The 13842-nt window shown below is 71.8% G+C and carries 11 protein-coding genes; 5 read left to right on the top strand and 6 right to left on the bottom strand.

The window, feature by feature from the left end:
• Positions 1-80: 80 nt before the first annotated feature.
• On the bottom strand, positions 81-929 hold the full coding sequence (locus tag H563_RS0105595; protein ID WP_022881622.1) for an ADP-dependent NAD(P)H-hydrate dehydratase: 849 nt from the start codon (positions 927-929) through the stop codon (positions 81-83).
• A 23-nt stretch (positions 930-952) separates the two neighbouring features.
• On the opposite strand from H563_RS0105595, the gene H563_RS0105590 reads away from it, so the two are divergent.
• Positions 953-1579: an HAD family hydrolase gene (locus H563_RS0105590; protein WP_022881621.1), complete on the top strand. Its 627-nt coding sequence runs from the start codon at positions 953-955 to the stop codon at positions 1577-1579.
• A gap of 51 nt (positions 1580-1630) precedes the next feature.
• The gene (locus tag H563_RS0105585; protein WP_022881620.1) at positions 1631-2716 is read left to right on the top strand and encodes an NADH:flavin oxidoreductase/NADH oxidase; all 1086 of its coding nucleotides are present in this window, start codon (positions 1631-1633) and stop codon (positions 2714-2716) included.
• Between the two features lie 213 nt (positions 2717-2929).
• On the opposite strand, the gene H563_RS0105580 is transcribed toward H563_RS0105585, so the two are convergent.
• Both H563_RS0105580 and H563_RS15240 read right to left on the bottom strand, forming a co-directional pair.
• The gene (locus tag H563_RS0105580; RefSeq protein ID WP_027479142.1) at positions 2930-3979 is read right to left on the bottom strand and encodes a hemolysin family protein; all 1050 of its coding nucleotides are present in this window, start codon (positions 3977-3979) and stop codon (positions 2930-2932) included.
• Positions 3972-5336 (bottom strand): hemolysin family protein, encoded by a 1365-nt coding sequence (locus H563_RS15240; protein WP_022881618.1) that lies wholly within the window; start codon positions 5334-5336, stop codon positions 3972-3974. The genes H563_RS0105580 and H563_RS15240 overlap by 8 nt, the downstream gene beginning before the upstream one ends.
• 305 nt (positions 5337-5641) lie before the next feature.
• Here H563_RS15240 and H563_RS15235 point away from each other — a divergent pair, with 305 nt between their 5' ends.
• Positions 5642-6616, top strand: coding sequence for a type IV toxin-antitoxin system AbiEi family antitoxin domain-containing protein (locus H563_RS15235; RefSeq protein WP_022881617.1), 975 nt, complete (start codon positions 5642-5644; stop codon positions 6614-6616).
• 71 nt (positions 6617-6687) lie between these two features.
• Here H563_RS15235 and guaB1 read toward each other — a convergent pair whose 3' ends face one another.
• Positions 6688-8127 (bottom strand): GMP reductase, encoded by a 1440-nt coding sequence (gene guaB1 / locus H563_RS0105565; protein ID WP_022881616.1) that lies wholly within the window; start codon positions 8125-8127, stop codon positions 6688-6690.
• 158 nt (positions 8128-8285) lie between these two features.
• Between guaB1 and H563_RS0105560 the strand changes: the two genes are divergently transcribed.
• Together H563_RS0105560 and H563_RS0105555 are read left to right on the top strand one after the other, a co-directional pair.
• A complete protein-coding gene (locus H563_RS0105560) occupies positions 8286-12032 on the top strand; it encodes a multifunctional oxoglutarate decarboxylase/oxoglutarate dehydrogenase thiamine pyrophosphate-binding subunit/dihydrolipoyllysine-residue succinyltransferase subunit (RefSeq protein WP_027479141.1) in 3747 nt (1248 codons plus the stop codon).
• A 2-nt stretch (positions 12033-12034) separates the two neighbouring features.
• Complete coding sequence (locus H563_RS0105555) at positions 12035-12814, top strand: VOC family protein (RefSeq protein WP_027479140.1); 780 nt, start codon at positions 12035-12037, stop codon at positions 12812-12814.
• A 101-nt stretch (positions 12815-12915) separates the two neighbouring features.
• Here the strand turns inward: H563_RS0105555 and H563_RS0105550 are convergent, their stop codons facing one another.
• Both H563_RS0105550 and H563_RS0105545 read right to left on the bottom strand, forming a co-directional pair.
• Positions 12916-13158 (bottom strand): zf-HC2 domain-containing protein, encoded by a 243-nt coding sequence (locus H563_RS0105550; protein WP_022881613.1) that lies wholly within the window; start codon positions 13156-13158, stop codon positions 12916-12918.
• Entirely contained in the window at positions 13155-13757 is a 603-nt protein-coding gene (locus tag H563_RS0105545) for a sigma-70 family RNA polymerase sigma factor (RefSeq protein ID WP_245556820.1), read from the bottom strand. Before H563_RS0105545 ends, H563_RS0105550 begins: the two co-directional genes overlap by 4 nt.
• Positions 13758-13842: the final 85 nt, after the last annotated feature.

Here is a 13842-nt window from a genome sequence, read left to right as displayed (position 1 = left end):
GATCCGCGCTGCGCTACTCGGCAACGAGGCGCGCACGGCGGATGCGAGTAGCGCAAACCCGCGGGCCGCCGGCCGGGCCGCTACCGGCGCGCGGCGAGCAGCTCGGCGACCGTCGCGGGCAGGGCCGCCGCGATGTCGAGCGCGACGATCGGCCCGCCGGCCGAGGCGCGGCGCCCGGCCAGCCCGTGCAGCGCCGCCGCCGAGGCGGCCAGCTCGGCCAGCGCGGCGTGCCCGCGCGCCTCCACCCACGAGGAGTGCCCGGCGACCAGCGCCCCGAGCACGCCGCCCAGCACATCGCCGCTGCCCGCCGTGGCGAGCCACGGGGTGCCGAGCGAGACGACGATCGGCTCCCCGCCCGGGGAGGCGATGTGGGTGCGCGAGCCTTTGAGCAGCACGGTCACGCCGAGCGCGTCCGCGGCGCGGGCGGCGGCGGATGCCGCATCCGATCGGATCTCGTCGAGCGAGAGCGGCGCGCGCGAGTCGGCCAGCGCCCGCTCCAGCTCCCGGTAGTGCGGGGTGACGACCACGGGGCCCTTCGCGTCGGCGACCCGGTCGAGGGCCCCGGCGTCGGCGACCACCGGCACGCCGGCGCGCATCGCGGTGAGCACGCGCAGCTCGTCGTCGTGGTCCCGCTCGCTCGCGGCGGGCATGCCGGAGCCGACCAGCCACGCCTGCACCCGGCCGGCGCCGGTGACGATCTCGGGTCGGCGCTGCAGCACGAGCCGCGACGGCGCCTCCGGCCCGAGGTAGCGCACCATGCCGACGCCCGTGCGCACAGCGGCCTCGACGCCGAGCACCGCCGCCCCCGGGTAGCGCTGCGACCCGGTCGCGACCCCCAGCACGCCCCGGGTGTACTTGTCGTCGTCGGGGCCGGGGGCGCGCAGGATCCGCGCCAGGTCGTCCTCGGTCCACTCGCGCTCGGCCGTCATGCCTCCACGATAGGTTCGGATGCGTGACCCGCACTCCCCTGTCCCTGCCCGGCCGCACCGTCGTGTTCGACTACGGGGAGGTCATCTCGCTCACCCCGAGCCCGGAGGACCGCGAGGCGATCCGCGCGCTCGCCGGCGTCGACAGCGACGTGTTCTGGCCCGCCTACTTCGCGCACCGCGACGGCCTCGACCAGGGCACCGCCGGGGTGCGCGCCTACTGGGAGGCGATCGCCGCCGACTGCGGCGCCCGGTGGGACGACGCGCGCATCCACGAGCTGTGGGCCGCCGACTTCCGCAGCTGGCTGACCGTGAACCCAGGCACGATCGAGGTGCTCGCCGACCTCAGGGCGGGCGGCACCCGCATGGCGCTGCTGTCGAACGCCGGCCCCGACTTCGGCAGCTACTTCCGGCACGGCCCGCTCTCCGACTTCTTCGACGCGTTCTACGTCTCCGGCGAGCTGAAGCTGCTCAAGCCCGAGGCGGCGATCTACCGGCACGTGCTCGACGACCTCGGAATCACCGCCGCCGAGGCCGTGTTCACCGACAACAGGGCCGACAACGTGCAGGGCGCCGAGGCGCTCGGCATCACCGGCCACGTGTTCACCGACCCCGAGTCGCTGCGCGCGTTCCTCGCGTCTCTGGCCGCGTAGCCCGACCGCGCGCGTCGACCATCCGACCTCCGACCTCACGCGAAGGACCCGATGCCCTCCCAGCTGTTCACCCCGCTCACCCTCGGCCCGGTCGAGTTCCGCAACCGCGTCTTCATCGCCCCGATGTGCCAGTACTCGGTGCACGAGCGCGACGGGGTGCCGACCGACTGGCACCTCGTGCACCTCGGTTCGCTCGCCTCGGGCGGCGCCTCGCTCGTCATCACGGAGGCGACGGCGGTCAGCCCCGAGGGTCGCATCTCCCCGCAGGACACGGGGCTGTGGAACGACGAGCAGGAGGCCGCGTGGGCGCACATCGTCGCGTTCCTGCACGAGCGCGGCGCGAAGGCCGGCATCCAGCTGGCGCACGCCGGCCGCAAGGCCTCGACGTACGCTCCGTGGGGCCAGGAGGGCAGGCACGGCACGGTGCCGGCCGACGAGGGCGGCTGGCGGCCCGTCGCGCCCTCGGCGGCGCCCTACCCCGGCTACGACACGCCCGAGGCGCTGGATGCCGCGGGCATCGAGAAGGTCGTCTCCGACTTCCGGGCGGCGGCGGAGCGCAGCATCCGTGCCGGCTTCGACGTGCTCGAGGTGCACGCCGCCCACGGCTACCTGCTGCACCAGTTCCTCTCCCCGCTGTCGAACGCGCGCGACGACGAGTACGGCGGGGCGCTCGAGAACCGCGCGCGGCTGCTCGTGCGCGTCGTCGACGCGGTGACGGATGCCGTGGCCGGCCGCGCCGCCGTCTTCGTCCGCTTCTCGGCCACCGACTGGACGCCCGGCGGCTGGACCGAGTCCGACACCGCCACCGTCGCCGGCTGGGCGCGCGACGCCGGGGCGGTCTTCTTCGACGTCTCGAGCGGCGGGAACGCTCCCGCGCAGATCCCGGTCGGGGCGGGCTACCAGGTGCGCTTCGCCCACTACGTGAAGTCGCTGGCCGGGGTGCCGACCGGCGCGGTCGGCATCATCAACGCCGCCGAGCAGGCCGAGCAGATCGTCGCGAGCGGCCAGGCCGACGCGGTGCTGATCGCCCGGGAGGCGCTGCGCGACCCGCACACGCCGCTGCGCTGGGCGCGCACCCTCGGCGTCGACGGGCCGGCCGCCGCCTGGCAGCCGCAATACGAGCGCGCGAAGCTCTAGCATCCGTCGCGCCGCACGGCGCCCCGCCTTGCGCTACTCGGATCCGCGCCCCGCGACTCGTATCCGAGTAGCGCACTGCGGATCTCAGTAGCGCAACACCGCGCGCGCCGGGCTAGGACCGGCGCGACCAACCTGCACTCGCGACGTGTGCACCGAACCCGCCATAGCGAAGCGGCGACTTGCTCGCCGCTGAGCGCAGCGACTCGCGCCGGGCTAGGACCGGCGCGAAGAACGAACTGTCGCGTCGTGCACCTCGCCCACGAGCTCCTCGAGGATGTCCTCGAGGAACACCACGCCGACCGTCGCACCGGCCGCATCGACGACCCGGGCCAGGTGCGTCGCCCGGCGCCGCAGCACGGCCAGCACGTCCTCGATCTCGGCGTCGTCGGCGACCACCACGAGCGGCCGGATCGCCGCCGCGGGGATCGGCCGGTCGAACGCCTCCCCCTCGAGTTCGAGCACGTCCTTCAGGTGCACGTAGCCCGACGGCTGCCCCTGGTCGTCCTCGATGACGTAGCGCGAGAACCCGTTCTTCGCGACCGCCCGCTCGACGTCGGCGGGCGTCGCGGTCGCCGGCAGCCGCACCAGCTTGTCGAGCGGCACGCTGACCTCGCTGGCGCGCTTCATGCTGAACTCGAACGCGTTCGAAAGCGTGCCGGTGGAATCCTGCAGCACGCCCTCGCGGGTCGACTGCTCGACGATCGTCTCGACCTCCTCGAGCGTGAACGCCGAGACCGCCTCGTCGCGCGGCGTCACCCCGAACAGCCGCACCACTCCGTTCGAGGTGGCGTTCAGCGCCCGGGTGATCGGCCGCACGACGCGTCCGACCGCGACGAGCGGCGGCGCGAGCAGCACCACGGCGCGGTCCGGGAAGGAGAAGGACAGGTTCTTCGGCACCATCTCGCCGAGCACGACGTGCAGGAACGACACGAGCACCAGGGTGATCACGAACGCGGCGACGCCGATGCCGTCCTCCGACAGCCCGGTCAGCGCGAGCGGGCCCTCCAGCAGGTGGTGGATCGCCGGTTCCGACACGTTCAGGATCAGCAGCGAGCACACCGTGATGCCCAGCTGCGTGGTCGCGAGCATCAGGGTGGCGTGCTCCATCGCCCACAGGGCGGTGACCGCGCTGCGCTTGCCGCGCTCGGCGGCGGGCTCGATCTGCGAGCGGCGGGCGGAGATGACGGCGAACTCGGCGCCGACGAAGAACGCGTTGGCCGCAAGCAGCACGACCAGGCAGACGATCCCGGCCCAGTCAGGCACGACGATCACCGCCCCGGCCGCCCGCGTCGGCAGGGGCGACGGATGCGTCATCCGCTCGCCCCGGCGTGAACGAGAGCCGGTCGATCCGGCGCCCGTCCAGGCTCTCGACGCGCAGCATCCCCCCGGCGACCGCGACTTCGTCCCCCGGCTCGGGAAGCCGCCCGAGCGTCGCCATCACGAAGCCCGCCACCGTCTCGTACCGGTCGTCCTCCGGAACCTCGACGCCGGCGCGGTCGAGCAGCTCGTCGGGGCGCAGCATGCCGCTGAACTGCACCACGCCGGCCGCGTCGCCGGTGCCGCGCACGATGTCGATCGGGCCGGTGTCGTGCTCGTCGCTCACCTCGCCGACGAGCTCCTCGACGAGGTCTTCGAGGGTCGCGACGCCCGCCGTGCCGCCGTACTCGTCGACGACGACGGCCATCTGCAGGCTGCGGGCACGCAACTCGGACAGCAGCGCGTCGAGCCGCATCGTCTCGGGCACGCGCAGCGCCTCGGCCTGCAGCGCGCTCACCGGCACCCGGGCGCGGCGCTCGCGCGGCACGGCCACCGCCTGCTTGACGTGCACGATGCCGGCGATGTCGTCGATGCCGTCGTCGACGACCGGGAACCGGGAGAACCCGGTCTGGCGGGCCAGCTCGATGACGTGATCCGCGTGGTCGTCGCGGCGCACCGTCTCGAGCCGGGGGCGCGGGGTCATCACGTCGCTGGCGACCCGGGCCGAGAACATCAGCGTGCGGTCGAGCAGGCTCGCCGTGTCCTTCTCGAGCATGCCCTGCTCGGCAGAGCGGCGCACCAGGGCGCTCAGCTCCTCGGCGCTGCGGGCGCCCGAGAGCTCCTCCTTGGCCTCGACGCCGAACAGCCGCAGCACCGCCGACGCCGAGCCGTTCAGCAGCGCGACCGCGGGCCGGAACACGGTCGTGAACGCCGACTGGAACGGGATCACGAGCTTGGCGGTCGCGATCGGCAGGGCGAGCGCGAAGCTCTTGGGCACCAGCTCGCCGATGATCATCGAGGCGAGGGTCGCGATCACGACGGCGATCACGGACGAGATGCCGACGGATGCGGCATCCGCGAGCCCCACAGCCGTGAAGAGCGGCGCGAGCAGGGCCCCGATCGACGGTTCGAGGGTGAAGCCGGTGAGCAGCGTGGTGAGCGTGATGCCGAGCTGCGCGCTGGAGAGGTGCGTCGAGGTGTGCCGCAGCGCGGCGATCGTCATCGACAGGCGGGTCTCGCCGCGATCGCGCCGCGCCTCGAGGTCGGCGCGGTCGAGGTTGACCAGCGCGAACTCGCTGGCGACGAAGAAGCCCGTTCCCACGGTGAGCACGACGCCGATGGCGAGGAGGATCCACTCAGACACGCGGCGCCGATCCCGAGGTCACGGGCTTCGTACTATGGCCGATCGGCTCAGACGGGGGTTCGTCCATGGTCGCCTCAGTGTATCCGCCGCACCCCCGCTCGCGCCGTCCGCCGCGGCACCGCTTGCGCTACTCGCACCGACTGGCGCGCCTGGTGTGGAAGTAGCGGGTGTCTGCCGGAGTAGCGCAACCGCTCGCGCTCGAGAGGCGCGACTTCCCCTGCACAGCTGAGACCACCAACGGGTTCTTCACGGATGCCGCACCCCTCGCGCCCGGAGGAGACCCGCATCCCGCATCATCGTGCGCCATGGACCGCTCACACGCATTCGCCGCCGCTCAGGAACTCGGCCTGGAACTGACGAGCGACGCGCGGGGCCGGGCGACGGAGTCGACCGCGATCCGTCGCGACGCCGGCAAGGGCAAGTACGTCAGGGTGGCGCCATCCGTGTTCCTCGACCGCGGGCGGTGGGAGGGTCTCGGCCCGGACGACCGCTTCCGCGCATTCGTCGTCGGCATGGCCACGACCATGGAGCCCGACGTCGTGTTCTCCCACTTCTCAGCGGCGGCCCTTCTCGGTCTCCCTAGTCTGCACGCGTGGCCTCGCCGGGTGCAGGTGACGATCCCGCCCGCTAGCGGTGGCCGGTCGACCGGAAACGTGCAACGCTACGGCGCGGCGTTACGTGACGACGAGGTGGTCGAGGTCGCGGGATTCCTCGTGACCTCGCCCGCGCGCACGGTGATGGACGTCGCCCGCATGGCCCCCTTCGCCCCGGCGGTTGCACTGGCCGACGCCGCGCTGCATCGCAAGCGGAAGCCCGCGCCCTTGCTCACGATGGCGGACCTCGCCGCCGAACTTGACGAGCAGCGAGGCCGTTACGCGTTCGGCAAGATGCGCCGCGTCGCGGAGTTCTCGACGACGCTCTCGGACTCGGTGCGCGAGTCGGAGAGCCGGGTGCTCATCCACGAATTGGGTTTTCCGCAGCCGGTGCTGCAGCAGCCGTGGTTCGACCGATCGGGCCACGTCGGCGACACCGATTTCTGGTGGCCGGAACACGGCCTCGCCGGCGAGTGCGACGGTCTGGGGAAGTACCTCAAACCCGAGCTGCTGCACAGAAGGACGACGGCGCAGGCGGTGATCGCCGAGAAGCGCCGCGAGGATCGCATCCGTGCGCTCGGCGCCGACTTCGCCCGCTGGGAGCCGGCGTTGCTCGCCCACCGTCCCGGCTTCGCGCGGCTTCTGCGCGACGCGGGTCTGCCGCAGCGCCCCCGCTCGCGCTACTGACCCGGACTGGCGCGCCTGTCGTGCAAGTGGCGCGTGTCGGTATGAGTAGCGCAAACAGGACAGGAGCCGCCCTACCAGCTCACCGGCAGCGGCTTGCCCTCCTCGTAGCCGGCGGCCGACTGCACCCCGACGAGCGCGCGCTCGTGGAACTCCGCCACCGTGCGCGCCCCCGCGTAGGTGAACGACGAGCGCACCCCCGTCGTGATCATGTCGAGCAGGTCCTCGACCGACGGGCGCAGCGGGTCGAGGTAGATCTTCGACGACGAGATGCCCTCGGCGAACAGCTCCTTGCGCGCCCGCTCGTAGGCCGACAGCCGCTCGAAGCGCTCCTTCACGGCCTTGGTCGAGGCCATGCCCCAGCTCTCCTTGTACAGCCGGCCCGACTCATCCGTGTGCAGCGTGCCGGGTGCCTCGATCGTGCCCGCGAACCACGACCCGATCATGACGGATGCCGCACCTGCGGCCAGCGCGAGCGCGACGTCCCTCGGGTACCTGACCCCGCCGTCGGCCCACACGTGCTTGCCGAGCTCGCGCGCCGCCTCCGCGGTCTCGAGCACCGCGGAGAACTGCGGCCGCCCCACCGCCGTCATCATGCGCGTGGTGCACATCGCGCCGGGCCCGACGCCGACCTTGAGGATGTCGGCGCCCTCGGCGACGAGATCCTGCACGGCGGCCGCGGTGACGATGTTGCCGGCGGCCAGCGGCAGCCCGAGGTCGAGCCCGGCGACGGCGGAGAGTGCGCGGCGCATGCCGTCCTGATCGCCGTGCGCCGTGTCGAGCACGAGCACGTCGACGCCGGCCTCCTTCAGCGCGCGGGCCTTGCCGACCACGTCGCCGTTGATGCCGATGGCCGCGGCCAGCCGCAGCCGCCCCTGGTCGTCGACGGCGGGCCGATAGATGGTGGAGCGCAGCGCCGAGGTCTTCGACAGGGTGCCAACGACGCGGCCGCCGGAGACCACCGGGGCGAAGTCGAGGCCCGAGGCCTCGAGCAGCTCGAAGGCGGCGCGCCCGTCGGGGATCTGCGCCGCCTCGAGCGCCGTCAGGTCGCCGTGCACGAGGTCGCCGAGGCGGGCGTCCGGCGGCACGTGCGCGAGCCGCGGCGCCGGCACGGTGCCGAGGTACTCGCCGCCCGCGTCCTCGAGCACGATGCCGTGGCCGGGGGCGGGCGGGATGCGCAGCAGGGCGTCGGCGGCGGTGTCGTCGGGCGAGAGCACGAGCGGCGAGTCGAACGCGGTCGGCTGCTCCTTCACCCAGCGGATCGCCGCGTCCAGCTCGTCCGGGTGCATGTCCTGCGGCAGCACCCCGATGCCGCCGCGGCGGGCGAGGGCGGCGGCGAGGCGCGGTCCGGTGACCGAGTTCATGTTCGCCGCGACGATCGGGATGGTCGCGCCGGTGCCGTCGCCGGGCGCGAGATCCACGTCGAGCCGGCTCGTGACGCCCGAGCGGCTGGGTACCAGGAACACGTCGGAGTACGTCAGGTCGTGGTGGGGCGCCTCGCCGTAGAACCTCATGGTTACGAGGCTATGCCGTGCCGCGGGCTGCGCCACCCCGGGGGCCTCGTCGCCAAGGGTGTACCGCGGAGGACTAGGCTTGAGACCCGTTGATGCACACGGGCGTGCGCCCGGTGTCGAATCATTTGCACGTCAATGGAGAAGGTGGGCGATCGGCTGTGGCAAGCCAGTTGACGGGAACGGAAGAGGGCAAGTTCGGCGCCAATGATTGGCTCGTCGAAGAGCTCTACGAGCAGTACCTCGTCGACAAGAACTCGGTCGACCAGTCGTGGTGGCCGATTCTGGAGCAGAAGAAGGCGGATGCCTCGGGCGGCGCCTCCTCGGCATCACCGGCCGCACCCCCGCAGCCCGCAGCGGCGGCTCCGGCGCCCGCGCAGACGACGCAGTCCCCGGCCCCGGCACAGACCCCCGCGCAGACCCAGGCTGCTGAGCAGCCCCAGGCCCCGGCATCCGCGCCCCGCCCGGCCGGCCAGCCGGTCGCGCGCACCACGTCGGTCGCGCCCCGGCCGACCCCGGTCCCGGCGGACGCGCCGGCGGCGGCCCCGAAGAAGGACGAGGCGCCCGAGGCCGCACAGGTCACCCCGCTGCGCGGCATGGCCAAGTCGCTGGCCGCCAACATGGACACGAGCCTCACGGTGCCGACCGCGACGAGCGTGCGCACGATCCCGGCCAAGCTGATGATCGACAACCGCATCGTCATCAACAACCACATGGCCCGCACCCGCGGCGGCAAGGTCAGCTTCACCCACCTCATCGGATGGGCGCTGATCAAGGCGCTGAAGCAGTTCCCGAGCCAGAACGTCTACTACGACGTCGTCGACGGCAAGCCGTCGGTCGTGAAGCCCGCGCACATCGGCCTCGGCATCGCGATCGACCTGCCGAAGCCCGACGGCAGCCGCTCGCTGCTCGTCCCCGCGATCAAGCGGGCGGAGACGCTGAGCTTCAGCGACTACCTGGCCGCCTACGAGGACCTGGTGAAGCGGGCGCGGAACAACAAGCTCACCGCGGACGACTTCTCCGGGGCATCCGTCTCGCTCACCAACCCCGGCGGCATCGGCACCGTCCACTCGGTGCCGCGCCTGATGAAGGGGCAGGGCTGCATCATCGGCGCCGGCGCGCTGGAGTACCCGGCCGAGTTCCAGGGCGCGAGCCCCGACACGCTCGTCGACCTCGGCATCTCGAAGACGATCACCCTGACCAGCACCTACGACCACCGGGTCATCCAGGGCGCGGGCAGCGGCGAGTTCCTCAAGATCGTGCACCAGCTGCTGATCGGCGAGCAGGACTTCTACCACGAGATCTTCTCCGCGCTGCGCATCCCCTACGAGCCGATCGTGTGGGCGCAGGACATCAACGTCGACCTCGCCCACCAGGTCAACAAGACGGCACGCGTGCACGAGCTGATCAACTCGTACCGGGTGCGCGGCCACCTGATGGCCGACATCGACCCGCTCGAGTACAAGCAGCGCACCCACCCTGACCTGGAGATCAAGAGCCACGGCCTGACCTTCTGGGATCTGGACCGCACCTTCGTCGCCGGCGGCTTCGCGGGCAACTACGGCGAGATGAAGCTGCGCGACATCCTCGGCGTGCTGCGCGACTCGTACTGCCGCACCGTCGGCGTCGAGTACATGCACATCCAGGACCCGGAGCAGCGGGCGTGGATGCAGAGCAAGCTCGAGCGCCCCTACGTCAAGCCGGGGCACGACGAGCAGCTGCACATCCTGTCGAAGCTGAACGAGGCCGAGGCGTTCGAGACCTTCCTGCAGACCAAGTACGTCGGGCAGAAGCGGTTCAGCCTCGAGGGCGGCGAGTCCACCATCCCGCTCATCGACACGCTGCTGCAGGGCGCGGCCGACGAGGGTCTCGACGGCGTCGCGATCGGCATGGCGCACCGCGGCCGCCTCAACGTGCTCACCAACATCGCGGGCAAGACCTACGGCCAGATCTTCCGCGAGTTCGAGGGCCAGTTCGAGGGCTCCGGCTCGGGCGACGTGAAGTACCACCTCGGCACCGAGGGCGTGTTCACCGCGCCCGACGGCAAGGAGGTGCCGGTGTACGTGGCGGCCAACCCCAGCCACCTCGAGGTCGTCAACGGCGTGCTCGAGGGCATCGTGCGGGCCAAGCAGGACCGCCGGCCGCCGATGACGTTCCTCACCCTGCCGATCCTCGTGCACGGCGACGCGGCGCTGGCCGGCCAGGGCATCAACGCCGAGGTGCTGCAGATGTCGCAGCTGCGGGCCTACCGCACCGGCGGCACCATCCACGTCAACATCAACAACCAGGTCGGCTTCACCACCTCGCCCGACGAGGGGCGCAGCTCGGTGTACTCGACCGACGTGGCCAAGACCATCCAGGCGCCGATCTTCCACGTGAACGGCGACGACCCGGAGGCCGTGGTGCGCGTCGCGCGGCTCGCCTTCGAGTACCGGCAGAAGTTCCACCGCGACGTGTTCATCGACCTGGTCTGCTACCGCCGCCGCGGCCACAACGAGGGCGACGACCCGTCGATGACGCAGCCGCTGATGTACAGCCTGATCGAGGCGAAGCGCTCGGTGCGCAAGCTGTACACGGAGGCGCTGGTCGGCCGCGGCGACATCACGGAAGAGGAGTACGAGGCCGCCCACCGCGACTTCCAGGAACGCCTCGAGCGGGCGTTCGCCGAGACGCACGAGGCGCAGACCTCGCCGATCCCCGTGATCACGCAGCCGGATGCCCCGGCCGACGCCCCCGCCGGCGAGCTGGCCAGCACCGGGGTGTCGGAGGAGGTCATCCGCACCGTCGGCGACGCCTTCGACAACCCGCCGGCCGGCTTCACGGTGCACAAGAAGCTCGTGGCCCTGCTCAAGAAGCGCGTCGAGATGAGCCGCTCGGGCGGCATCGACTGGGGCTTCGCCGAGCTGCTCGCCTTCGGCTCGCTCGTGCTCGAGGGCACCCCGGTGCGACTGGCCGGCCAGGACTCGCGCCGCGGCACCTTCGCGCAGCGCCACGCCGTCCTCCACGACCAGGTGAACGGGCAGGAGTGGGTGCCGCTCGGCAACCTGTCCGAGAACCAGGCCCGGTTCTACGTCTACGACTCGCTGCTGTCGGAGTACGCGGCGATGGGCTTCGAGTACGGCTACTCGGTCGAGCGCCCGGAGGCGCTCGTGCTGTGGGAGGCGCAGTACGGCGACTTCGCCAACGGGGCGCAGACGGTGATCGACGAGTACATCGCCTCGAGCGAGCAGAAGTGGGGCCAGCGCTCCTCGGTCGTGCTGCTGCTGCCGCACGGCTACGAGGGCCAGGGCCCCGACCACTCGTCGGCGCGCATCGAGCGCTACCTGCAGCTGTGCGCGCAGAACAACATGACCGTCGCCCGGCCCTCGACGCCCGCGTCCTACTTCCACCTGCTGCGCCGCCAGGCCTACGCCCGGCCGCGCAAGCCGCTCATCGTCTTCACCCCGAAGGCGATGCTGCGCCTGCGCGGGGCGACCAGCGACCTGCCCGCGTTCACCTCGGGCCGCTTCGAGCCGGTGATCGACGACCCCGATGTCGCCGACAAGTCGGCGGTGCGCCGGGTGCTGGTGTGCGCCGGCAAGCTCTACTACGACCTGAAGGGCGAGCTGGCGAAGTCGCCGAACCCGCAGCTCGCGGTGGTGCGCCTCGAGCAGTTCTACCCGCTGCCGAAGCAGGAGCTCGAGTCGGTACTCGCCGGCTACCCGAACGCCGAGCTGGTGTGGGTGCAGGACGAGCCGGAGAACCAGGGTGCCGCGCCGTACATGGTGGAGGCCGCCGCGCGCTCGGGCAAGCGCTCCTTCCGGGTCGTCTCGCGGCCGGCATCCGCTTCGCCCGCGGTCGGCGCCGCCAAGCGCCACGCGGTCGAGCAGGCGGACCTGCTCAAGCGCGCCCTCACCCTCGGGGAGTGACGATGCCGGCGCCGAGACGAGCCCCGGGTCTGCCTATCTGGGCGGATGCCACGAGCCCCGACGTCGACGCGTCGCTCGCGTTCTACCAGGGCCTGTTCGGCTGGACGCCGTACGCGCCGGGCGGCGAGTACGGCCGCTACGTCACCTTCTTCCACGACGGCAAGCCGGTCGCCGCGGTCGGCCCCACCTGGAACGAGGGCGAGCGGCCGCTGTGGAAGCCGTACTTCCAGACGGCCGACTCCGGTGCCACCGCGACGGCGGTGACGGCGGCGGGCGGGCGCGTACTCGCGCCGCCGATTCCCGTGGGCGACGCGGGCACGCTCGCGATCTTCGCGGATGCCGCAGGGGCGGTCTTCGGCACCTGGGAGCCCGGCACCATGTCGGGTTACGAGCTGTGGGGCGAGGTCGGCTCGGTCGTCTACACCGAGCTGCATGCGGGCGACTACCGGCTGCAGCTCACCTTCTACGGCGAGGTGCTGCACTGGGCGACCGCGGTGATGAGCGACAGCGACGCGTTCCGCTACACGACCTTCGGCCCGGGCGAGCCGGGCGACGTGGTGGGCGGCGTCTTCGATGCGACGGATGCGCTGCCCGAGAGCTCACCCGGCGAGTGGAAGATCTACTTCGGCACGGCCGGCGTGGCGGCATCCGTCGCGCGCGTGCGCGAGCTGGGCGGCGAGATCGTGCGCGAGGTGTGGGACAGCCCGTTCGGTCGGATGGCGGAGGTCGCCGACCCGGTCGGCGCCCGCTTCCTCCTCAACGAGCGCGCTGACGTCGGCTGAGGAGGCGGCGCAGCCGCCGTCACCTCCGTCGGCTGAGGAGGCGGCGCAGCCGCCGTCACCCCGTCGGCTGAGGAGGCGGCGCAGCCGCCGTCTCGAAGCCCCTACGCGTGCGTCTGCAGCTGACGGATCTTCGTCAGCACCTGCAGCCGCAGCTCCTCGGGGGCGGTCTCGCGGCAAGCGCGCTGCACGGCTTCGATCAGCACCACGCCGACGCGCTCCTCGTCCGCGCAGCTGGCGCAGTTCGCGATGTGCTCGCGGATGTCCGCGGCTTCGTTGGCCAGCAACTCGTGGTGCAGGTACTCCTCGAGGTCCTTCTTGGCCTTGTCGCAACCGCAGTCGGTCATTGTGTGCTCCTGGCAGGTGAGGCCGCGATCCCCCGGTCGCGGGCGTAGTCGGTGAGAAGATCGCGAAGCATCCGCCGGCCACGGTGCAGGCGGCTCATCACGGTCCCGATCGGTGTCTTCATGATGTCGGCGATCTCCTGGTAGGAGAATCCCTCGACGTCGGCGAAGTAGACCGCCATCCGGAAGTCCTCCGGGATGGACTGCAGCGCGGACTTCACGGCGGAGTCGGGCAGGTGGTCGATCGCCTCGGCCTCGGCCGAACGGCTCGCGCGCGCCGTCGTGGATTCGGCGCCGCCGAGCTGCCAGTCCTCGAGGTCGTCGATGGGGCTCTGATACGGCTCGCGCTGCTTCTTGCGGTAGCTGTTGATGAAGGTGTTCGTGAGGATGCGGTACAGCCAGGCCTTGAGATTGGTGCCCTGGTGGAATTGGGCCCAGGCGGCGTACGCCTTGACGAAAGTCTCCTGCACGAGGTCCTGCGCGTCCGAGGGATTCCGCGTCATGCGCAGCGCCGCGGCATAGAGCTGGTCCATGAACGGCAGCGCCTGCTCCTCGAAGAGGCGGTCGGGGGAATCGCTCGAGAGAGCGAGGTCGTCGGTCATCGCGGCCCAGTCTACGTCCGAGACGCGCACCGTCTCCGGTTCCATCAGGCGCACCACCGTCGCTGTCCTCCCGAAGTCTCGACTG

The organism is Gryllotalpicola ginsengisoli DSM 22003, assembly GCF_000419445.1.
Lineage (GTDB): Bacteria > Actinomycetota > Actinomycetes > Actinomycetales > Microbacteriaceae > Gryllotalpicola > Gryllotalpicola ginsengisoli.
The sequence above is the reverse complement of the archived record's forward strand: the minus strand, read 5'-3'. Positions and strand labels throughout refer to the sequence as shown.